Genomic DNA, 21,183 nt, shown 5'->3' on the forward strand with positions numbered 1-21,183 from the left:
GACCCGCGAAGACCGCGAACGTCGTGGCGACGTCGTAGCGACGTTCGCGGTCTTCACGGCACGGATACGGCGCAGGCCCCCGGGACCAGGAGGTCCCGGGGGCCTGCGCTACAGCGAAGCTGTGCCGGACTTGCCGATCCCGTGGGATCAGAAGTCCATGTCACCGCCCGGCATGCCGCCCGGAGCGGCCGCGGCGGCCTTCTCCGGCTTGTCGGCGATGACGGCCTCGGTGGTGAGGAACAGCGCGGCGATGGACGCGGCGTTCTGCAGGGCGGAGCGCGTGACCTTCGCCGGGTCGATGATGCCCTCGGCGATCATGTCGACGTACTCGCCGCTCGCGGCGTTCAGACCGTGGCCGACGGCCAGGTTGCGCACCTTCTCCACGACGACGCCGCCCTCGAGACCACCGTTGACGGCGATCTGCTTCAGCGGGGCCTCCAGGGCCAGCTTGACAGCGTTGGCGCCGGTCGCCTCGTCACCCGAGAGCTCCAGCTTCTCGAAGACGGCCGAGGCCTGGAGCAGAGCCACGCCACCACCGGCGACGATGCCCTCCTCGACGGCGGCCTTGGCGTTGCGCACCGCGTCCTCGATGCGGTGCTTGCGCTCCTTCAGCTCGACCTCGGTCGCGGCACCGGCCTTGATGACGGCCACGCCGCCGGCCAGCTTCGCCAGGCGCTCCTGGAGCTTCTCGCGGTCGTAGTCCGAGTCGGAGTTCTCGATCTCGGCACGGATCTGGTTGACGCGGCCCTGGACCTGGTCGCTGTCACCGGCGCCGTCGACGATCGTCGTCTCGTCCTTGGTGATGACGACCTTGCGGGCGCGGCCGAGCAGGTCGAGACCGGCGTTCTCCAGCTTGAGGCCGACCTCCTCGGAGATGACCTGACCACCGGTGAGGATGGCGATGTCGCCGAGCATGGCCTTGCGGCGGTCGCCGAAGCCCGGGGCCTTGACGGCGACGGACTTGAAGGTGCCGCGGATCTTGTTGACGACCAGGGTCGACAGGGCCTCGCCCTCGACGTCCTCGGCGATGATCAGCAGCGGCTTGCCGGACTGCATGACCTTCTCCAGCAGCGGAAGGAGGTCCTTCACGTTGCTGACCTTGGAGTTGACGATGAGGATGTACGGGTCGTCGAGGGACGCCTCCATACGCTCCATGTCGGTGGCGAAGTACGCCGAGATGTAGCCCTTGTCGAAGCGCATACCCTCGGTGAGCTCCAGCTCCAGACCGAAGGTCTGGGACTCCTCGACGGTGATGACGCCTTCCTTGCCGACCTTGTCCATGGCCTCGGCGATGAGCTCACCGATCTGGGTGTCGGCGGCGGAGATGGAGGCCGTCGAAGCGATCTGCTCCTTGGTCTCCACGTCCTTGGCCTGCTCCAGGAGAGCGGCGGAGACGGCCTCGACGGCCTTCTCGATACCCCGCTTGAGGGCCATCGGGTTGGCACCCGCGGCGACGTTGCGCAGACCCTCGCGGACGAGAGCCTGGGCGAGAACGGTGGCGGTGGTCGTACCGTCGCCGGCGACGTCGTCCGTCTTCTTGGCGACCTCCTTGACCAGCTCCGCACCGATCTTCTCGTACGGGTCCTCCAGCTCGATCTCCTTGGCGATGGACACACCATCGTTGGTGATCGTGGGGGCGCCCCACTTCTTCTCAAGGACGACGTTGCGACCCTTGGGGCCAAGGGTGACCTTGACGGCGTCAGCGAGCTGGTTCATGCCGCGCTCGAGACCGCGCCGGGCCTCCTCGTCGAACGCGATGATCTTGGCCATGTGAAGTGGTCCTCCCGGACAGGGGTGGATTTTCTCCGGACCGAGTGGCGCCCGCGACGGACGGCCTGCGTACCGGTGGTTCCTTGCCCCACCGGCGCTGCGGACCTCACCGGCCCGGCCCAAGTTCTGTCACTCTCACCCGGAGAGTGCTAACGCCAATGATTAGCACTCGACCCCCGGGAGTGCAAGCGTCCCCCTCGGGATGTGGACAACCCCGAACGCCGGATCCAGGCGGAGGGCGGACACCCCGGAACCCGTACGGGCGCGTGGTCCCGGCCGGTCTCCCGCCGCGCCGAACAGCCAGGAACGTTCCTGGGCGGCCGGACCCCCGGAAGGTTCCGGGAACGCACGCGGGGCCCGCCCCTGGGTGCTCCCCGGGTACGGGCCCTGCGTACGTGAGTGGTGTCGTTGGTGGCCGACCGCGCCGAACTCAGCCGACGGCGAGCTTGACCATGTCCGCCTGCGGCCCCTTCTGGCCCTGCGAGATCTCGAACTCAACTCGCTGACCCTCTTCGAGGGTGCGGTAGCCGTCCATCTGGATCGCGCTGTAGTGGACGAAAACATCCGCACCACCGTCGACCGCGATGAAGCCGTACCCCTTCTCCGCGTTGAACCACTTGACGGTGCCCTGAGCCATGCCTAACTCCCCTATTACTGGCCCTTGCGCAGGACCGCACTTCGCGGACCCGGGTCAGAACTCACCCTCCGACAGGAGAGGGTGTGTGCGCCGGAACGCGTCGACCGCGGCTGAATGTATCTGCCCAACTGCCCTCTGCAACAGGTCAATCGGACGAGAATTCCGGGCAGCATCGATCGCCCGGATCTGAAGAATTCACAAGATCCCGGGGCAAGTCGGGCCGGGCAAAGGTGACTTATGACGCAGGAAGATCACACACTTTGGCCACTTCTTATCGTGACCGGGCGCATTCTCATTGGCGGGCGGCACGCGAAGCTGGGGGGACTTCCCCCACTCTACCCCGCTCAACCATGCAGAATTGCCCCCTCCGTTTTCTCTCGGAGAGGGCAATTCGGATAACTCGTGAAGTCGTCCCGGTCGGAGACCGGCCAATGACCGACGACGGCGACCGACCGGTGACCGGCCGCGGTGCGGGGAGCCTTCGGACCGTCAGCAGCCGCCCGCCACGGCGGGGATGATCGAGATGCCGGCGCCGTCCGGGGTCGCCGTCTCCAGGCCGTCCTCGAAGCGCACGTCGTCGTCGTTCACATACACGTTCACGAAGCGGCGCAGCTTGCCCTGGTCGTCCAGGACGCGGGCGGCGATGCCGGGGTGGTTGCGCTCCAGGGACTCGATGACCTGGGAGAGGTTCTCGCCCTCGGCCGGGACCTCGGACCGGCCGCCCGTGTAGGTGCGGAGGATGGTGGGGATGCGGACCTTGACGCTCATGATGGGTGTGCCTTTCTTCGGTCGCGGTGGGGATCAGGCGGTGGCGAGGCCGGCGGCGCGGAACGCGTCCAGGCTCGGGCGGATCGTCGCGGTCGCCTGCGAGGTGGCGGCCACCGCGTCCAGGGTCTTGAGGCCGTCACCGGTGTTGAGGACGACGGTGGTCAGCGACGGGTCGAGCACCCCGTTCTCGATCAGCTTCTTCGTCACACCGACCGTCACCCCGCCCGCCGTCTCCGCGAAGATGCCCTCGGTGCGGGCCAGCAGCTTGATCGCGTCGACGATCCGCTCGTCGTCCACGTCCTCGACCGCGCCGCCGGTGCGCCGGGCGATGTCCAGGACGTACGGGCCGTCGGCCGGGTTGCCGATCGCTAGGGACTTGGCGATGGTGTCCGGCTTCTGGGGCCGTACGACGTCGAGACCGGCCTTGAACGCGGTGGAGACCGGGGAGCACCCCTCGGCCTGGGCGCCGAAGATCTTGTACGGCTTGTCCTCGACCAGCCCCAGCCCGATCAGCTCCTGGAGCCCCTTGTCGATCTTCGTGAGCTGCGAGCCGGACGCGATCGGGATGACGATCTGGTCGGGCAGGCGCCAGCCGAGCTGCTCGCAGATCTCGTACGCCAGGGTCTTGGAGCCCTCGCCGTAGTACGGCCGCAGATTGACGTTGACGAAGCCCCAGCCCTCCCCGAGCGGGTCGCCGATGAGCTCCGAGCAGAAGCGGTTGACGTCGTCGTAGTTGCCCTCGATGCCGACCAGCTCGCCGCCGTACACCGCGGCCATGACGACCTTGCCCTGCTCCAGGTCGTGCGGGATGAACACGCAGGAGCGGAAGCCGGCGCGGGCGGCGGCGGCCCCCACCGCACCGGCGAGGTTGCCGGTGGAGGAGCAGGAGAGAGTGGTGAAACCGAAGGCTCGGGCGGCCTCGACGGCGATCGCGACGACGCGGTCCTTGAAGGAGTGCGTCGGGTTGCCGGAGTCGTCCTTGACGTACAGGCCACCGGTGACGCCCAGCTCGCGGGCGAGGTTGTCGGCCTTGACCAGCTTGGTGAAGCCGGGGTTGAGGTTGGGCTTCTCCGCGACGTCGGCGGGGACCGGCAGCAGCGGCGCGTACCGCCAGATGCTGTTCGGTCCGGCCTCGATGCGCTTCCTCAGCTCCTCCGGGGAGCCACTCGGCAGGTCGTACGCCACTTCGAGCGGCCCGAAACAGGACGCGCAGGCGAAGATCGGACCGAGTGCGAAACGCTCGCCGCATTCGCGGCAGGAGAGCGCCGCGGCGGGTCCGAGATCGAGGTCGGCGGGCACGGTGCCGGCGGAGGAATCGTCGGCGGAAGAGGTGTTCGCTGGAGCGGTCGCAGCGGTCTGCACGGCCATGATGGGGGAGGCCCTTTCTCCTCATCTTCCTTGCGACGCGTTTCGTCGCAAGCCGGAATTGGCACCTTCCCCACCGTGACCTCGCGGTCGGCAGGAGGGTTGCCGGGACGTCAACGGGCCGTTCCCTCAGTCCCTCTGGATGAGCGCTGTGGCACTGGAGCGATGCTCCAGGCATTTGTCGGCGGACCGACCCCGGCATGCGACGGTCGTCCGCGTTGTTCAAGACTGTAACCGAAGCACCGGACCGTCGAGATAGTCGTCCGAACCGCGAGATGGATCACATACAGGGAGTATCGACCGTGCTGGAAGAGGTCGAACGCTGGCTGACCAGGCGTTCCTGGTCGGCCGCCGACCGTCCGCTGGACCGCCTCCTGGCCGCCAAGGCGAAGGACCCGCGGCGCGGGAGCGTGAGTGTCGTCCTGCCGGCGCTGAACGAGGAGGCGACGGTCGGCGGGATCGTCACGACGATCCGGCGCGAGCTGATGGAGAAGATCCGGCTGGTCGACGAACTCGTGGTGATCGACTCCGGTTCCACGGACGCCACCGCGAAGGTGGCCCGGGAAGCCGGTGCCCGGGTGGTGCACCGGGACGACATACTCCCCCGGATACCCGCCGTGCCCGGCAAGGGCGAGGTGCTGTGGCGCTCGCTCCTGGTGACGCACGGTGACATCGTCTGCTTCGTCGACGCCGATCTGAGGGACTTCTCGGCGGACTTCGTCTCCGGCATCGTCGGCCCGCTGCTGACCGACCCGGAGGTCTGCCTCGTCAAGGCGATGTACGACCGGCCATTCGGCAACGGACCCGTCGGCCCGGCCGGCCCCGCCGAACCCGCCCCCGGAGGGGCCGCGGCCCAGGGGGGACGGGTCACGGAGCTGGTGGCCCGGCCGCTGCTCAATCTGCACTGGCCGCGGCTGGCCGGCTTCGTCCAGCCGCTGGGCGGCGAGTACGCGGCGCGCCGCTCCCTGCTCGAACAGCTGCCCTTCCCCGTCGGGTACGGGGTGGAGCTGGGCCTCCTCGTCGATGCACTGCACACGGTGGGCCTGGACGCGCTGGCCCAGGTCGACGTGGGTGTGCGCAGACACCGCCACCAGGACGGCCAGGCGCTCGGCCGGATGGCGGCGACGATCTACCGGACCGCCCAACTGCGCTTGTCCAGGGGTCACTTGGTGCGCCCGGCGCTGACCCAGTTCGAGCGCGGCGAGCACGGCTTCGTCCCGCGCACCCATGCGGTGGACACCGAGGAGCGGCCCCCGATGCGCGAGATCGAGGAGTACGTCTCGCGCCGTGCGGCGTGACGCGAGCGCGCACCGTACGACACCACCGCGGAACCGCGGAAACCATGGGACCGTTCACGGGGCGCCCGTGGGGGCACGGGAAACCGTCGGGAACCACGAGAGCCGTGCGCACGCCACCCGGGTGCCGCCGAACGTCGTCCGGCTTCGCACGTTTGAGTGGTTCCTGATCGGGCTAGATTCCGCAACATGGTCCCCGAGCACGAAGCCCAGTCCGCCGAAGCCGGTGTTCTCGTCGCGTCGAACCGCGGCCCGGTGTCGTACACCCTGAGGACGGACGGAACGCTCGACGCGAAGCGTGGCGGGGGCGGGCTCGTTTCCGGGCTGAGCGCCGTCGAGGACAAGCTCTGGGTGTGCGCCGCGCTCGGCGACGGGGACCGCGCGGCGGTCCGGCGCGGGGTCGGCGAGCCGGACGTGCGGATGCTCGACATCGACCCGGCCGTCCACACGGACGCGTACAACGGCATCGCGAACTCGGTGCTCTGGTTCCTCCACCACATGCTGTACCAGACCCCGCTGGAGCCGGTCTTCGACCCGGAGTTCCGGCGGCAGTGGGCGTCGTTCGAGACGTACAACCGGGCCTTCGCCGAGGCTCTCGCCGAGGAGGCGGGCCGGGGCGCGGCGGTCCTGGTGCAGGACTACCACCTGGCGCTGGTGCCCGGCATGCTCCGCGAACTCCGCCCCGACCTGCGGATCGGCCACTTCTCGCACACCCCGTGGGCGCCCGTCGACTACTTCCGGCTGCTCCCCGACGACATCGCGGAACAACTCCTGCGCGGCATCCTGGGCGCCGACCGTGCGTGCTTCCTCACCCGGCGCTGGGCCGACGCGTTCACCGCCTGCTGCACGGAGTTCCTGGGCGGCACGGGACGGACCGGGATCGGGGTGCACGGACTCGGCGCGGACGCCGACTTCCTGCGCCGGCGCGCGCACGAGGCTGACGTGGACGAGCGGATGGCCGCGCTGCGCGAGCAGATCGGCCCCGGACGGAGGACGATCGTGCGGGTGGACCGGACGGAGCTGTCCAAGAACATCGTGCGCGGCCTGCTCGCCTACCGCACGCTCCTCGACGAACGGCCCGAATGGCGCGAGCGCGTCGTCCATGTCGCCTTCGCCTACCCGTCGCGGCAGGACCTGGCCGTCTACCGCGACTACACCGCAGAGGTCCGGCAGGTCGCCGACGCGATCAACGAGGCGTACGGAACGCCGGGCTGGACGCCGGTCGTACTGCACGTCAAGGACGACTTCGCGCGCTCGCTCGCCGCGTACCGGCTGGCCGACGTGGCCCTCGTCAACCCGATCCGCGACGGGATGAACCTGGTCGCCAAGGAGGTCCCGGTCGTCTCCGACCACGGCTGCGCGCTGGTGCTGTCGCGGGAGGCGGGGGCGTACGAGGAACTGGGCGACGACGCGGTCGTGGTGAACCCGTACGACGTGTCCGCCACGGCGCGCGCCCTCCACGAGGCGCTGACGATGGCGGACGGCGAACGCGCCGAGCGCACGCGGCGGCTGGCCGCGGCGGCGGTCGCACTGCCGCCGCAGCAGTGGTTCCTGGACCAGCTGGCCGCACTGCGCGACTGACGCTCCCGGCGGGGAGCGAAGCGGGCGGCCCCGGGCGACCGGCCGGGGCCTGGCACGGTCGACGGAACGGCCGCGGACGGCCGGGCCGATCGGGCCGGCAGGGACGGCCCGGGGCGGCCGGAACCCACGGATCCGGTGTGGGCGAAACCTGCGGATCCGGCGTTGACGCTCCCGTCAACGAGACGCGATCGTGCGCAGTTCCAGCTCGTGTCCCACCTCACTCCGCAACAACTCCTCCAAGTGGTACAGCGTGGTGATGAGCGGGTCGTCGCGGTCGAGCACACGACCGGCGAGGCCGATCAACGAGTCGTCCTCGTGAGGCGTCGACCAGTCGAACAGCAGGCTGCACAGCGCTTCGCTGCTCTCGTCCCGATCGGCCACCATGCGCAGACCGAGCCATCTGCGCTCCACCCGGTGCCTCAGAAGCGAGGCAAAGGTCCGGATACAGTGCCACGGATCGTCGGCACCCGTACCGGACGTCAGTCGCGCGACCAGATCCTTGTACAGCTCCGCTGTTCCCAGGCTCAGCGCGCGCGCACCCACGTACGCCCAGCGGTCCGATCCCGTGCCGCCTCCGTAGGCCTCCCAGCGCGGGTTCCACAGCAGCCGGGTGAACGCTGCGCGCCCGGCGTCACCGTGCAGGGCGATGCCCAGGATCAGCCCACCGTTGCAATCCGTGGACGCGGCCCCCTCGCCCCATTCGACGAGCCTCTTCAGCCATGTCGGATCACCCGTCTTCGTCGCGAGGACCGGCAGGAACTCGGGGAACAGGTGAGAACCGACGTGCCGTTCCAGAGCCTCCGCTATCTCGGCGCGCAGATCCCGGCACGGCAGGTGCGCCAACCCCAGACAGGCGGACACCGACTCGTCGTAGCCGCCCTCGACGTGCTCCCACAGCATCCGCTCGGCCGACTCGCACCCCAGGCAGCCGACAGCGTGCAGCACGCCGGCCGGTACGCCGTCGCGCAACCTGCCCGCCCGGACACTCGCCTCCAGCAGCCTTTCGGCCACGCCGGCGTCTCCGTGCCGGGCGAAGACCGGAATCAGTTGCTCACGTGCTCCGGGATCGTCCAGGAACACCGGAAGCAGCGCCTCCGCGTCGGAGCGGGACCCGTACCGCAGCACTACGTCCACGGCCATCGACTCCCACTGCCAGGTCACCGTCGTCGGATCAACGGCGTACCTGTCGAGCAGCCTCCGCGCCGCCCATGAAACCGCCACTGCGTCACCCTCCCCGCTGCCGCCTCTGCCTCTGGGTCGCCTCTGAGTCGGCCCGTGGGTCGGCGGTCTGCCCGGACACCCGTCATCCCCCTCCTGGCCGGGACGGAGGGGCGGCAACCATGGCTTCCGCCGCACCGAACCGCTGACGGCTCAGAGGCGTGCGGCCAGGGCCGCCAGGTAGCGTACGACGGCGGCCGGGCCGTCCAGCAGCAGATCGGCCCGTTCGGCCAGCTCGGTGACCTCGGCGCTGCCGCTGCAGACCAGCAGGCCCGGGATGCTGTCGGCGCCCTCGGCACTTTCGGTGCTTTCGGTGCGGAGCTTCTCGACAGCGGCGTACGCGGCGAGGTCGCCGAGGTCGTCGCCCGCGTACAGGACGGACTCGGCGCCCGTCTCGCGGAGGTACCGCGCGAGCGCGACACCCTTGTCCATGCCGGGTGGGCGCAGCTCCAGCACCAGGCGGCCGGGTTCGACGATCAGCCCGTGGCGGGTGGCGAGTTCGCCAAGGGGTTCGCGCAGGGCCTCGAAGGCGCCTTGGGGATCGGCGGCGCGGCGGGTGTGGACGGCGAGCGCCCGGCCCTTCTCCTCGACCCAGGTGCCGTGCCAGGCGCCGTGCCGGTCGAGCACGCCGGGCAGTTCGGCGCGGGCCGCTGCCACGCCGGGGTGCGGGGCGGGGGCCTGGACGGTGCCGGTGACGGCGTCCCAGCGCTCGGCGCCGTAGTGGCCGAGGACGACGAGGTGGTCGAGGCCCGCCACCCCGGCGAAGCCGCCGTGCCGGACGGCGACGCCGGCCGGGCGGCCCGTGATCACGGCGACGGAGGCCACTTTCGGGGCGAGCGCGGCGAGGGCGTCCACGGCGCCGGGATGGGCGCGGGCCTGGTCCGGGTCCGGGACGATGTCGGCGAGCGTCCCGTCGAAGTCGAGTGCGATGACGGCACGGTCCGGGCGCGCGAGGATCGCGGCGAGCGCCTCCCGGCCTGCCGGGGTGGTGGGGGTCGGGAACTCGGACGGGGTCGCGCTCGGCGCGGGTGCGTGCGGGTTGCTGCCCATGGGGCGAGCCTATAGGCGGCGGTCGGAGGGGCGGGGGCGATCGCGGCGGGGCGTCCGCGGTGGCGGGATTCGCGGCGGCGCGGAGTGGTCGGGCTGCCGCCCCGGAGGCGTACACGACGGGCGCATGAGCGGCTACGCGACGGCCGCATGAGCGGCGTGCGCGGCCGGACGGACGCGTCAGCGGCTTACGCCGACGGCGGGGTGGTGGGCTGCCGCGTCAGCGGCGGCGTGGGCAACCAGACAGGCAGCCGCGTCAGCGGCGATCGCGGCGGGCGTCCCGGACGCGGCGCAGGCGGTTCACCGTCACCGGGTCCTCCTCCAGCGCCCGGCGGTCGTCGAGGAGCGCGTTCAGCACTTGGTAGTAACGCGTGGGCGAGATGCCGAGTTGCTCGCGGATCGCCCGCTCCTTGGCCCCGGGGCCGGCCCACGAGCGGCGCTCCAGGGCCAGTACGGCACGGTCGCGGTCGGAGAGGCCGGATGCGTTCGGTGCCTCGGACGTCTCCCGCCCATCGGTTTCGTCGGACGGTCCCGGCAGTTCCGCGGGATCGGACGAGGCAGGCGGGGCGGGCTGCGCCGGCGGGGCGGAAGGGGCGGACGGTTCGACCGGGCCGACCGGTTCGGCGGAACCGACCGGCTCGGCCGGGCGGGCCGTGTCGTCGGGGCCGTGCTCGGAGGTGGTCATATCAGCCAACCTATCGCCCGGCCGGAGGACCGCCACCCCGCGACCGCGCGGCCCTCCGCCACCGGGCGCCCCCGCTACCGTGCGGCCTCCGCGGTCGCCGCGTCCCGTCCGATCCTCCCCAGGACGGCCGCGGCGTTCCCGTCCGGTGCGACCGCCTTGCCGATGTTCTCCTTGATCGACTCGTTGGTCCTGGCCCAGGACGTCCTGCCGTACGGGTAGAACTCCGCGTTCGGCAACGCGGTCAGGAACTGCCGCAGCGGCTCGTGCTCGGCGTCGGACTCCATCGCGGCGGAGGCGCTGCCGGTGACCGGCAGCAGGTCGTACTTGTCGGCGAACTCGATGACGTTCTTGTCGGTGAAGAGGTACTCGAAGAACTTGCCCAGCTGCACCCGGTGGCCGCGCTGCTTGAAGCCCATGATCCAGTCGGCGACCCCCACCGGGCTCGTGCCGGGCCCGTCGGCGCCGGGCATCGGCACCATGCCGACGGAGATCCCGTTCTTCCGCGCCTCCCGCATCAGCGTCGGGTGGCCGTTCAACATGCCGACCTCGCCGCGCGTGAACGCGGCGAACGCCTTGCCCCGGTCGAGATCGCCGGGGGCGACCGGGCCCACCAGCCCCTTGCCGACCAGGTTCGTCCGCAGCCAGTCGAACGTCCTGATGTTCTCGGCCGAGTCGAAGTCGTACGAACCGGAGTCGTCGATGAAGCCGCCGCCCCCGCCGAGCAGCCACATCATGGCTTCGGCCTGTGCCTCCTCCAGGCCGAGCGGCAGCGCGAAGGGGTACTTCACACCGCGCTGCTCCAGCACCGCCGCGTCGTCGCGGATGTCGTCCCAGGTCCGCGGGGCGGACAGGCCCGCGTCGGCGAACAGCTTCTTGTTGTAGAAGAGCAGTCGGGTGCTGGCGACGAACGGCAGCCCGTACTGGGTACGGTCCACGCTGCCCGCGTCGGCCAGACGGGGCAGGAAATTGGCCTGGGTACGTATGGACAACAGCTGGTCGGCCCGGTAGAGCTTGTCGGCCTTCGCATAGTCGGCGTAGGCGCCGATCTGGGCGATGTCGGGAGCCTGTCCGTTCTTCACCATGGTGGCGACCTCGCGGTGGATGTCCTTCCACGAGTGGACGCTGACGTCGACCTTGATGCCGCGGTGGGACGCCTCGAAGCCCTTGACCAGGTCGTCCCAGTACTTCTTGGAGCTGTCGGCCGGGCCGGTGCCGTAGTCCGCCGCGACCAGCCGGAGCGTGACCTCGCCCGGTCCGCCGCCCCCTCCGCACCCCGCGAGCACCGCAGTCATCCCCATCGCGACCACAGCCGCCGTCATTCCCAAGTAAAGCCGCCGCACACCCAGTTCCGTTCTCATGAAGCCCTCCGGACGAGCCGCGAACCTTCCCGGTCGCCCATCGGGGGTCTACACCAGCAAGCCATCGCTTTCACAACCGGCCCTGCACGGAGCCTGGTTGACGCGAATTGCCTACCCATCGACCTGAATCGATCGGTGAACATGCTTTCACGGGACGGAACTTCGACCGAACGACCGACGCCACGCCTCCCCCTCACCAGGAACGGCGCGCGCCGGGGGCAGGGGCGACGCGCACACCTCATCGCTCCCGGTCGAACCGGACCGACCGCGACGAAGGCCGTCGACACCTGCGGAGGGGGATTTTGTATGGATCCGCAACAAACCAGAGGAGTGGACTAGACCTATCGGGGTCCCTGGGCGAGACTGTTTCCCGTGAAACACGTCATCGCCCTCGATGTGGGCGGCACCGGAATGAAGGCCGCACTGGTCGGGACCGACGGCACCCTGTTGCACGAGGCGCGGCGGGCCACCGGCAGGGAGCGCGGTCCCGACGCCGTCGTGGAGTCGATCCTCACCTTCGCGGCGGACCTGCGCGCGCACGGCGAGAAGCACCTCGGCGAAAGCGCCCTCGCGGCCGGCGTCGCCGTGCCCGGCATCGTCGATGCCGAGAACGGCATCGCCGTCTACGCCTCGAACCTGGGCTGGCGCGACGTACCCATGCGGCGGCTGCTCGGCGAGCGGCTCGGCGGCGTCCCCGTGGCGCTCGGCCACGACGTGCGCACAGGCGGGCTCGCCGAGGGGCGGATCGGGGCGGGCAAGGGCACCGACCGCTTCCTCTTCCTGCCGCTGGGCACCGGAATCGCCGGGGCCATCGGCATCGCGGGCACCATCGAGGAGGGCGCGCACGGGTACGCGGGCGAGATCGGCCACATCGTGGTCCGCCCGGACGGCCCGGAATGCGGCTGCGGTCAGCGCGGCTGTCTGGAGACCCTGGCCTCGGCCTCCGCGGTGACCCGGGCCTGGGCCGCCGCGTCCGGTGATCCCGCGGCGGACGCGGCGGACTGCGCGAAGGCCGTCGAGTCGGGCGACCCCGCGGCCGTGGAGGTCTGGCGGGACGCCGTCGACGCGCTCGCCGCCGGGCTGGTCACCGCAGTGACGCTGCTCGACCCCCGCATGCTCATCATCGGTGGCGGGCTCGCCGAGGCTGGGGAAACGTTGTTCACACCGCTCCGTGCGGCCGTCGAGGAACGCGTCACGTTCCAGAAGCTGCCCCACATCGTCCCGGCGGCCCTCGGGGACACCGCCGGATGCCTGGGCGCAGGGCTGCTCGCCTGGGATCTTCTCTCCACGGAGGTATCCGCCTGATGGCCGGACGCGCAGACAGCACGGTTCTCGCAGGTGCCCGGGTGGTGCTTCCCACCGGTACCGCCGAGAACGGACGGTTGATCGTCGAGGGCACCCGGATCGCCGGCTCGGCCCCGGAGGACGCCCGGATCGTCGATCTGAGCGACCACTGGCTGGTCCCGGGCTTCGTCGACATGCACAACCACGGCGGCGGCGGCGCGTCCTTCACCTCCGGCACCGTCGACGAGGTCCTCACCGGCATCCGCACCCACCGCGAGCACGGCACCACCACGCTGGTCGCATCGACGGTCACCGGCGAACTGGACTTCCTGGCCCAGCGGGCGGGCGTCCTGTCCGAACTGGTCGAGCAGGGCGACCTGGCCGGCATCCACTTCGAGGGCCCGTTCATCTCGCCGTGCCGCAAGGGCGCGCACAGCGAGGACCTGCTGCGCCACCCGGACCCGGCCGAGGTCCGCAAACTGATGGACGCGGCGCGCGGCACCGCGAAGATGTTCACCCTCGCCACCGAGCTTCCCGGCGGCATCGAGTCGGTGCGGCTCCTCGCCGAACACGGCGTCATCGCCGCCATCGGTCACACGGACGCCACGTACGAGCAGACCGTCGAGGCGATCGACGCGGGCGCCACCGTCGCCACGCACCTGTTCAACGCGATGCCGCCGCTGGCCCACCGCGCGCCCGGCCCGATCGCGGCGCTCCTGGAGGACGAACGGGTCACGGTCGAGCTGATCAACGACGGCACGCATCTGCACCCCGCCGCCCTGGAGCTGGCCTACCACCACGCGGGCGCCGACCGCGTCGCACTGATCACCGACGCCATGGACGCGGCTGGGTTCGGCGACGGGCGCTACCAGCTCGGCCCGCTCGCGGTCGAGGTCAAGGACGGCGTCGCGCGACTGGTCGAGGGCAACTCGATCGCGGGCTCGACGCTCACCCTGGATACCGCGTTCCATCGCGCCGTGACCATCGACCGGATCCCGGTCGAGGACGTCGTGCAGTCCATCTCCGCCAATCCGGCCCGGCTGCTCGGCGTGTACGACAAGGTCGGCTCGCTGGAACCCGGCAAGGACGCGGACCTGGTGGTCCTGGACGCGGGCTTCGCGCTCAAGGGCGTCATGCGCAAGGGCGAGTGGATCATCAAGCCCTGGACCGGCTGAGGACCGGCCGAAGACCGGCAGAGGGCCGTCCGGGGTCCGAAGCCGGGGCCGCCTGGGACGGGACCCTGACCGGCCTGACCGCGGCCTCGCGCGAGCGCCTGTGGCGTTCACCACCGTTGACGGCAGTTGACGGCTGTTGACGGCGAGTTGAATACGTAACGAAGAGACGGCGGTTGGTCCCGGGGTCTGGGCCGACCGCCGCCTCTTTGACATGATCGTCCCTGATACGGGCGGTCCGAACGCCCGTATCAGGGAGAGAAAGCGCATTCCATCCCGAGGAATCGCGCTCCAGGCAGGGATCGAGGGAGCGGCCGCGGTGATCCTCACGGTCACACTGAATACGGCACTCGACCTGACGTACGGCGTCCCGGAACTCGTCCCGCACGCCAGCCACCGCGTCAGCGACATCTCCGAGCGCCCCGGCGGCAAGGGCCTGAACGTGGCCCGGGTGCTCTCCGCCCTCGGCCACGAAACGGTGGTCACGGGATTCGCCGGGGGCTCGACCGGAGCGGTGCTGCGCGAGCTGCTGGCCGACCTGCCGTCCCGGGACGCCGCGCCCGCCGCCTCCGGCCCGGCGGCCGACTCCAGCCCGGTCGCGGACACCTCCGCCCCCGTCTCCTCGCCCGCGCCCGCACCCGCGCCGATCACCGACGCCCTCGTCACCGTCGCCGGGAACACCCGTCGCACGATCGCCGTCGTCGACCGGACCACCGGCGACACCACCCAGCTCAACGAACCCGGCCCGCTCGTCAGCGCCGACGAGTGGTCCGCCCTCCTCGCCCGGTACGAGGAACTGCTCACCGGGGCCGACGCCGTCGCCCTCTGCGGCAGCCTGCCACCGGGCATCCACGTCGGCGCCTACGCCGAACTGGTCCGTTCCGCCCGCGCGGCCGGCGTCCCCGTGCTCCTCGACACCAGCGGCGAGCCGCTGCGCCGGGGGATAGCCGCCCGCCCCGACCTGATCAAGCCGAACGCCGACGAGCTCGCCCAGCTCACCGGCTCCCGCGACCCGCTGCGCGCCACCCGCGACGCCCGCCGACGCGGGGCGCACGCGGTCGTCGCGTCGCTCGGGCCGGACGGCATGCTGGCGGTCACCCCCGACGGCGTCTGGCAGGCGTCCCCGCCCGCCAAGGTGCTGGGCAACCCCACCGGTGCGGGCGACTCCGCCGTGGCCGGGCTGTTGTCCGGCCTCGTCGAGGGGCTGGGCTGGCCGGACCGGCTGCGACGGGCGGTGGCACTGTCGACGGCGACCGTGCTCTCCCCGACGGCCGGCGACTTCGACCGCGCGGCGTACGAGGAGCTGCTGCCGCGCGTCGGAGTCGAGGAACACACCACGGCGGCCTGAGCCGCCACCCGTACCGTCCCGACCGGACGGCGGCCGGTTCGAGGGCCGCCCCCCGGACCGGCTCATCCGGTCACCACGACCGGACGGGCCGTTCAGCACAGAAGCAACAGAGGTCAGCATGCCGCTCGTCAGCACCGGTGAACTCGTCTCCGCCGCCCAGGCCGAAGGACGCGGGATCGCCGCCTTCAATGTCATCACGCTGGAGCACGCGGAGGCCATAGCCGCCGGTGCGGAGCGTGCCGGGGCGCCCGCCATCCTGCAGATCTCCGAGAACGCAGTGAAGTTCCACGGCGGACGGCTCTCCGCGATCGCCGCTGCGGCCGCCGCCGTCGCCCGCACCTCCGGCGCCCCGCTCGCGCTCCACCTCGACCACGTCGAGTCCGTGGACCTGCTGCACCAGGCGCACGCGGAGGGCTTCGGCTCGGTGATGTTCGACGCCTCGAAGCTCCCCTACGAGGAGAACGTGCGGGCCACGGCCGAGGCGGTGGCCTGGGGGCACGAGCGCGGCATCTGGATCGAGGCCGAGCTCGGCAAGGTCGGCGGCAAGGAGGGCGAGGCCCCGCTCGACGCGCACGCCCCCGGCGTACGCACCGACCCGGCCGAGGCCGCCGCGTACGTCCGTGACACCGGGGTGGACGCGCTGGCCGTCGCGGTCGGTTCCTCCCACGCCATGACCGAGCGCACAGCGGTCCTGGACCACGAGCTGATCGGCCGACTGCGCGACGCGGTCCCGGTCCCGCTGGTGCTGCACGGTTCCAGCGGCGTCCCGGACGAGGAGATCCGCCAGGCCGTCGCCTCCTCCGGCATGGTCAAGATCAACGTGGGCACGGCGCTCAACACGGCGTTCACCGGCGCGGTGCGGTCCTACCTGGCCGAGAACACCACGGGCGTGGACCCGAGGAAGTACATCGCGCCGGGCCGCGAGGCGATGGCGACGACGGTGGCGGGCTTCCTCGCGCTGATGGGCTGACCGGGGCGACGCACCGGAACGCGTGATCCCGGCCCGCACCGGGGCACTGCCGACGCAAGGGGCAGCATTCGCGCGACAGACGTCAAGTCGCTCAGGGAAAAATGCGACCTCTCCCGGGTTCGGACACCAGGAGAGGTCGCAGGGCATTCGCCCTCAGTGGGTCAGCCGTTCGCAGAGGTGACTTCCAGCCAATCCAGGATCACGTCGCACTGATTCCCTTCCTGGCACGAGATGCTGATCTCGTTCTCGCCCTTGCTCAGGTCGACCGGCGCCCAGGTGGTCTGCCAGTTCTTTTCCCAGTTCGAGTCGGACGAGTCGATGAAGTTCTTGAGACCGATGGGCTGCGGATTCGGCTTCCCGTTCACCGTCAGCGTCGCATTGGCGTCCTTGGCGGGAATCGCGTAGCGCACCGTCAGGCGGTACTTGCCGCCCTCTGCTATCGCCGCCTTCCACGTCACGGACGACCCGACCGCGTTGAAACCGGTGACGTACGAGCCGTTCGGGCCTTGCGCACCCTTGATCGACTGGTCGACGGCCGCCGAGCCGCCGAGCTTCAGCGTCGCCGCGTCCTGCTTGGGCAGCTCGGCCGGGGCCTCGGCACCAGTGGTCTGCTCGGGCTTCGGGGACTCCTCGACCTGATCGGAGGGGGCCTGGGAGGAGGCGGCCTCGTCCTTCTTCGGGTCCTTGTCGTTGCCCTGGTTCGTGAGCAGCATGGCGCCGATGCCGACGAGCACGACCAGGACCACCGCGACCGCGCCGATCAGCAGGCCCTTGGTGTTCGGGCCGCCCTTGCCGGAGCCGCCGGGGGCGATGCGGCCGGGCTGCTGCGGGGCGTGTCCGGCGGGGGCGCCGCCGGGGTAGGTCTCCGGGGCCGCGTACTGGGCGCTCGGCCCGCCGTACGGCTGCTGCGGCGGCACCTGCTGCCCGTACTGGCGCTCACCGACGGCCCGCACCTGGTTGTACGAGGTCCGGGGCACACCCGGCTGGGCCACCGGAGGGTAGCCGTACCCGCCCTGCCGTGGCGACTGCGCGCCCGACGCCTGCCCGTCCTGGTACAGGTAGCCGAACGGATCGTCGTCCTCGGGCGTGTTTGCGCCGTTGTTCCCGGCCGTCATCCCTGGTCACTCCTCACCATCTCGCCAGCCGTCGCCGTATCTCGCCAGCCGTGGCCGACCGGCCGAGCCTACCCCGAACGGACCACGCCAAGAATTGCCCTCACATGTCCTGTGACCGCTTCGCAGCAAGGGCCCACCACCTGCGTGAACGTCGCGTGAACATCAACCGGCCCGGCGGTTGACCTTCGACCGGGACCGCTTCTCCACATACATGCGCTGGTCGGCGGAGGCCAGCACCTCCTCGACCGACATGCCGCAGGCGGCCCAGCCGATGCCGAAGCTCGCCCCGACCCGCACCGCCCGCCCGTCGACCCGGATCGGCGGGATGATCGCGTTGCGGAGGCGTACGGCCAGGTCCGCCGCGTCCGCCGCCCCGAGCCCGTCGGCCAGGACGACGAACTCGTCGCCGCCGAGACGGGCGACCGTGTCGCCGTCGCGCACGCCAGTGCTGAGGCGGCGGGCGACCTCGATCAGCACCGCGTCACCGGTGTGGTGCCCGAAGCGGTCGTTGATGGACTTGAAGCCGTCGAGGTCGCAGAAGAGGACCGCGATCCCCTTCGCCCCGTCGTCCTGCTCGGTGTCCGGGGCGACGGCGTGCACATGGTGGTCGTACGGGCCGTCGGGCCCCGCGTCCACGTCGTAGCCGTGCGCCCGCGCGTCCGGGTCGGCGTCGATGTCGGCGTACGCCGCGTCCAGCGTCTCGATCGCGGTGGCGGCCATCGCGTTCGGGCGGTCGCAGAGCCGCGAGCTGAGCCTGGACCGCAGCTCCGCGCTGTTCGGCAGGCCGGTGAGGGCGTCGTGCGAGGCCCGGTGCGCGAGATGGAGTTCGTGGCGCTTGCGCTCCTCGATGTCCTCGACATGGGTGAGCAGGAAGCGCGGTCCGTCGGTGGTGTCGGCGACGACGGAGTTGCGCAGCGACACCCAGAGGTAGCTGCCGTCCCGCCGCCCCAGCCGCAGCTCGGCGCGGCCGCCCTCGGCGGAGGTGCGCAGCAGGGTGCCGATGTCCTCGGGGTGGACGAGGTCGGCGAAGGAGTAGCGGCGGAGCACGGAGGCGGGGCGGCCGAGCAGCCTGCACAGGGCGTCGTTGGTGCGCAGCAGCCGCCCGTGCTGGTCGCCGCCCATCTCGGCGATGGCCATGCCGCTGGGCGCGTACTCGAACGCCTGGCGGAAGGACTCCTCGCTGGCGCGCAGCGCCTGCTGCTCCCGTTCCAGACGGACCAGGGCCCGCTGCATGTTTGCTCTGAGCCGTGCGTTACTGATCGCAATGGCCGCCTGCGAGGCGTACATCTGGAGGGCCTCCCGCCCCCAGGCTCCGGGGCGGCGGCCGTTGCGCGGACGGTCGACGGATATGACGCCCAGCAGGTCGCGTCCGCCGCCGGAGGCGTACATCGGCGCGTAGAGGCGGTCCTGGGGGTGCCACTCGTCCTCGAAACGGGGCTCGGGACCCTCGGTGTGCCACTGCGGCACGTCGTCGTCGAGAAGCACCCAGCCGTCCGTGTGGGGTATGAAGCGGAGCTCGTCCCACGCCTCGCCCATGGCCAGCCTGCGCTCCCACGAGGTGCGCGAACCGATGCGTCCGGTGATCAGGGCCTCCGCGGCACTGTTGCCCGCGAAGGCGGCGACGACGAGGTCTCCGTCCTGCCTCACCAGGTTCACGCAGGCCAGTCCGTATCCGAGACCCCCGACGATTCCGTCGGCCACGGTCTGCACGGTGTCGGCCAGGCTCCGCGCCGTATTCAGGTCGGCGACGGCCTGGTGCAGCTGCCGCAGCGTCGCTAGACGGACATACGGCTCCGACTCGGCCTCCATTGCTCGCACTCCCCGAGACCTCGACAGCACTCCATGTTCATATCGGCGTACTTGATGACGTACTTGGATGACCCACTTAGATGACTTACTTAATGAAGTGTCACGGCCACTGAATCACAGTGAGCTGTGCCGTCGGTACACAGGGTCAGCAAATATTGCTCTCTGTGACTCAAGTCACAAAAGATGGTAAAGGGGTCCGGACGTCGGCCGGGTGCGGTCCGTCCTTTTCTTGAACGCAAATCCGGGCGTTGCAGTACGGGGCCGGTGGGGCGGCGAAGGCCGGGGCCGACGGGGCGAAGTGCCGGGAACCGTGCGCGTCGAGGGCCGGGGCCCGCGGGAGTGAAGGGGCTGGAGGGGGTCCTAGGACCAGGCTGGTCCCCTGGCCCGATGCGGCCACGCCCCGGCCGCGGATAGCGTGCCGGTGTGTTGCAGACAGAGTCCCCCGCCCCGCGTTCCGGCCCCACTCCCCAGGGCCTCGTCCCCCAGGACCTCGTTCACCAGGACCTCGTCCCCCATGCTGAGGGGGTGAGCAATGATGAGTTCCGGGCCGCGCTGTCCCGCCTGGCCGCCGGAGTCGTGCTGGTCACGGCCGAGGAACCACCGCTGGACGAGAACGGAATCGGCGAGGACGTCGGGATGACGGCGACCGCCTTCATGTCGGTGTCGCTGAACCCGCCGCTGGTCATGGTCAGTCTGCGCAACGACTCGCGGATGGACGACCTGCTGTCGGAACAGCCGCTGTGGGCGGTCTCCGTGCTCGCCGAGAGCCAGCGGCACATCGCCGGGCGGTTCGCGATGAGGGGCCGGATCAGCGACCGGCTGCTGTTCGAGGACATCCCCTACCGGAGAGGGGAGTTCACCGGTGCTCCCCTGGTCGGCGGCGCACTGGCCACCCTTGAGTGCCGCACCGAGCAGCGAGTCCTGGCGGGCGACCACACGCTGGTGATCGGCCGGGTGCTGAGCGCGGCCCTGCCCAGCGGGGACGGATCGCCGCTGATGTACTTCCGGGGGCGGTACCGGCACCTGGGCTGAGAGCCTGTCGGGTGACCTTCGGCCGGAAAGCGGACGCGGTATGGTGCGTGCGATTCCAAGGCGCCGGGATGTCCTGGTAGCGGCGCTACCAGGACATCCCGGCAACGCAGGAAGCGTGCGTACCGGGGCGTGGCCGCCCGGCCAGAGGTCACCCGACAGGCTCTGAGGCGGCGCGGTACGCGCATGCCGGCCCGTACCGCACCCGCCCCTCACGATGCGCGCGGCGGCTGTCACCAGTCGCGGCCGGAGCGGCCGCGTTTCGTCTCGCCGCGCTGCTTCTTCTCGCGCAGTCGGCGCTCGTTGATGCCGCGCGGGATCTTGGTCCTGCGGCGCGGCTTGGGGGGCGGCGCCGTGGCCTCGGCCAGCAGGGAGGCGAGCCGCACGAGAGCCGTCTCCCTGTTGCGCCACTGGGACCGGTGCTCGGACGCCCGCACCACGACGACCCCGCCCACGAGCCTGTTCTCCAGCCGCTGGAGCGCCCGTTCCTTCCACACCTGGGGAAGCGCCTCGGTCGCCGCGAGGTCGAAACGCAGTTCCACCCGGGAGTCGCTGGTGTTGACGTGCTGTCCGCCGGGGCCGGAGGAGCGCGAGAAACGCCACATGAGCTCGGCCTCCGGCAGGGAGACCGAGCCGCGGATGACATAGGGCCCGGACATGACACCCATGTTCCCCGCCCCAGCGGGTGTCCGTCACCTTCTTTTGCCGGACGGTCGTGCCGGCTCTTCTGCC

18 protein-coding genes and 1 riboswitch are annotated in these 21,183 nt (G+C 70.9%); of the genes, 7 read left to right on the plus strand and 11 right to left on the minus strand.

Annotation, left to right across the window (positions count from 1 at the left end):
- Window positions 1–147: 147 nt before the first annotated feature.
- The 4 genes from groL to thrC form a co-directional block, all read right to left on the minus strand.
- The gene (gene groL, locus ACFYY6_RS26000) at window positions 148–1,770 is read right to left on the minus strand and encodes a chaperonin GroEL (protein ID WP_351519485.1); all 1,623 of its coding nucleotides are present in this window, start codon (window positions 1,768–1,770) and stop codon (window positions 148–150) included.
- Window positions 1,771–2,200: 430 nt separating this feature from the next.
- Window positions 2,201–2,407 carry a cold-shock protein gene (locus tag ACFYY6_RS26005; protein ID WP_003967346.1) on the minus strand — a complete coding sequence of 69 codons (207 nt, stop codon included), beginning with the start codon at window positions 2,405–2,407 and terminating at the stop codon, window positions 2,201–2,203.
- Between the two features lie 489 nt (window positions 2,408–2,896).
- Window positions 2,897–3,175, minus strand: a complete 279-nt coding sequence (locus ACFYY6_RS26010; RefSeq protein WP_351519483.1) for a MoaD/ThiS family protein — start codon at window positions 3,173–3,175, stop codon at window positions 2,897–2,899.
- 33 nt (window positions 3,176–3,208) lie between these two features.
- A complete protein-coding gene (gene thrC, locus ACFYY6_RS26015; RefSeq protein WP_351519481.1) occupies window positions 3,209–4,543 on the minus strand; it encodes a threonine synthase in 1,335 nt (444 codons plus the stop codon).
- Window positions 4,544–4,561: 18 nt separating this feature from the next.
- Window positions 4,562–4,689: riboswitch (SAM riboswitch) on the minus strand.
- 153 nt (window positions 4,690–4,842) lie between these two features.
- Here thrC and ACFYY6_RS26020 point away from each other — a divergent pair.
- Together ACFYY6_RS26020 and ACFYY6_RS26025 are read left to right on the plus strand one after the other, a co-directional pair.
- Complete coding sequence (locus ACFYY6_RS26020) at window positions 4,843–5,838, plus strand: glucosyl-3-phosphoglycerate synthase (protein ID WP_351519501.1); 996 nt, start codon at window positions 4,843–4,845, stop codon at window positions 5,836–5,838.
- A 186-nt stretch (window positions 5,839–6,024) separates the two neighbouring features.
- Window positions 6,025–7,416, plus strand: a complete 1,392-nt coding sequence (locus ACFYY6_RS26025) for a trehalose-6-phosphate synthase (RefSeq protein WP_351628496.1) — start codon at window positions 6,025–6,027, stop codon at window positions 7,414–7,416.
- Window positions 7,417–7,590: 174 nt separating this feature from the next.
- Here the strand turns inward: ACFYY6_RS26025 and ACFYY6_RS26030 are convergent, their stop codons facing one another.
- The 4 genes from ACFYY6_RS26030 to ACFYY6_RS26045 all read right to left on the minus strand — a co-directional run bounded on the left by ACFYY6_RS26030 (window position 7,591) and on the right by ACFYY6_RS26045 (window position 11,685).
- On the minus strand, window positions 7,591–8,637 hold the full coding sequence (locus ACFYY6_RS26030) for a hypothetical protein (RefSeq protein WP_389195407.1): 1,047 nt from the start codon (window positions 8,635–8,637) through the stop codon (window positions 7,591–7,593).
- A gap of 150 nt (window positions 8,638–8,787) precedes the next feature.
- Entirely contained in the window at window positions 8,788–9,684 is an 897-nt protein-coding gene (otsB, locus tag ACFYY6_RS26035) for a trehalose-phosphatase (protein ID WP_386608315.1), read from the minus strand.
- Window positions 9,685–9,937: 253 nt separating this feature from the next.
- Window positions 9,938–10,219, minus strand: coding sequence for a DUF3263 domain-containing protein (locus tag ACFYY6_RS26040; protein ID WP_351628539.1), 282 nt, complete (start codon window positions 10,217–10,219; stop codon window positions 9,938–9,940).
- A gap of 221 nt (window positions 10,220–10,440) precedes the next feature.
- On the minus strand, window positions 10,441–11,685 hold the full coding sequence (locus ACFYY6_RS26045; RefSeq protein ID WP_351628488.1) for an extracellular solute-binding protein: 1,245 nt from the start codon (window positions 11,683–11,685) through the stop codon (window positions 10,441–10,443).
- Between the two features lie 411 nt (window positions 11,686–12,096).
- Here ACFYY6_RS26045 and ACFYY6_RS26050 point away from each other — a divergent pair, with 411 nt between their 5' ends.
- The 4 genes from ACFYY6_RS26050 to ACFYY6_RS26065 all read left to right on the plus strand — a co-directional run bounded on the left by ACFYY6_RS26050 (window position 12,097) and on the right by ACFYY6_RS26065 (window position 16,498).
- On the plus strand, window positions 12,097–13,029 hold the full coding sequence (locus ACFYY6_RS26050) for an ROK family protein (RefSeq protein ID WP_351519471.1): 933 nt from the start codon (window positions 12,097–12,099) through the stop codon (window positions 13,027–13,029).
- On the plus strand, window positions 13,029–14,183 hold the full coding sequence (gene nagA, locus ACFYY6_RS26055) for an N-acetylglucosamine-6-phosphate deacetylase (RefSeq protein ID WP_386608314.1): 1,155 nt from the start codon (window positions 13,029–13,031) through the stop codon (window positions 14,181–14,183). Before ACFYY6_RS26050 ends, nagA begins: the two co-directional genes overlap by 1 nt.
- Window positions 14,184–14,499: 316 nt before the next feature.
- Window positions 14,500–15,528 (plus strand): 1-phosphofructokinase family hexose kinase, encoded by a 1,029-nt coding sequence (locus tag ACFYY6_RS26060; protein ID WP_389195411.1) that lies wholly within the window; start codon window positions 14,500–14,502, stop codon window positions 15,526–15,528.
- A 118-nt stretch (window positions 15,529–15,646) separates the two neighbouring features.
- Window positions 15,647–16,498 carry a ketose-bisphosphate aldolase gene (locus tag ACFYY6_RS26065; protein ID WP_386608313.1) on the plus strand — a complete coding sequence of 284 codons (852 nt, stop codon included), beginning with the start codon at window positions 15,647–15,649 and terminating at the stop codon, window positions 16,496–16,498.
- Between the two features lie 161 nt (window positions 16,499–16,659).
- On the opposite strand, the gene ACFYY6_RS26070 is transcribed toward ACFYY6_RS26065, so the two are convergent.
- Together ACFYY6_RS26070 and cdgB are read right to left on the minus strand one after the other, a co-directional pair.
- Window positions 16,660–17,613: a CBM35 domain-containing protein gene (locus ACFYY6_RS26070; RefSeq protein ID WP_351519463.1), complete on the minus strand. Its 954-nt coding sequence runs from the start codon at window positions 17,611–17,613 to the stop codon at window positions 16,660–16,662.
- Between the two features lie 162 nt (window positions 17,614–17,775).
- Window positions 17,776–19,422, minus strand: coding sequence for a diguanylate cyclase CdgB (cdgB, locus tag ACFYY6_RS26075; protein ID WP_351519461.1), 1,647 nt, complete (start codon window positions 19,420–19,422; stop codon window positions 17,776–17,778).
- A gap of 525 nt (window positions 19,423–19,947) precedes the next feature.
- Here cdgB and ACFYY6_RS26080 point away from each other — a divergent pair.
- Window positions 19,948–20,454, plus strand: coding sequence for a flavin reductase family protein (locus ACFYY6_RS26080; RefSeq protein ID WP_073789241.1), 507 nt, complete (start codon window positions 19,948–19,950; stop codon window positions 20,452–20,454).
- 230 nt (window positions 20,455–20,684) lie between these two features.
- On the opposite strand, the gene arfB is transcribed toward ACFYY6_RS26080, so the two are convergent.
- The gene (gene arfB, locus ACFYY6_RS26085; protein WP_389195415.1) at window positions 20,685–21,119 is read right to left on the minus strand and encodes an alternative ribosome rescue aminoacyl-tRNA hydrolase ArfB; all 435 of its coding nucleotides are present in this window, start codon (window positions 21,117–21,119) and stop codon (window positions 20,685–20,687) included.
- Window positions 21,120–21,183 lie beyond the last annotated feature (64 nt).

It is taken from the genome of Streptomyces sp. NPDC001750, assembly GCF_042892615.1.
GTDB lineage: Bacteria > Actinomycetota > Actinomycetes > Streptomycetales > Streptomycetaceae > Streptomyces.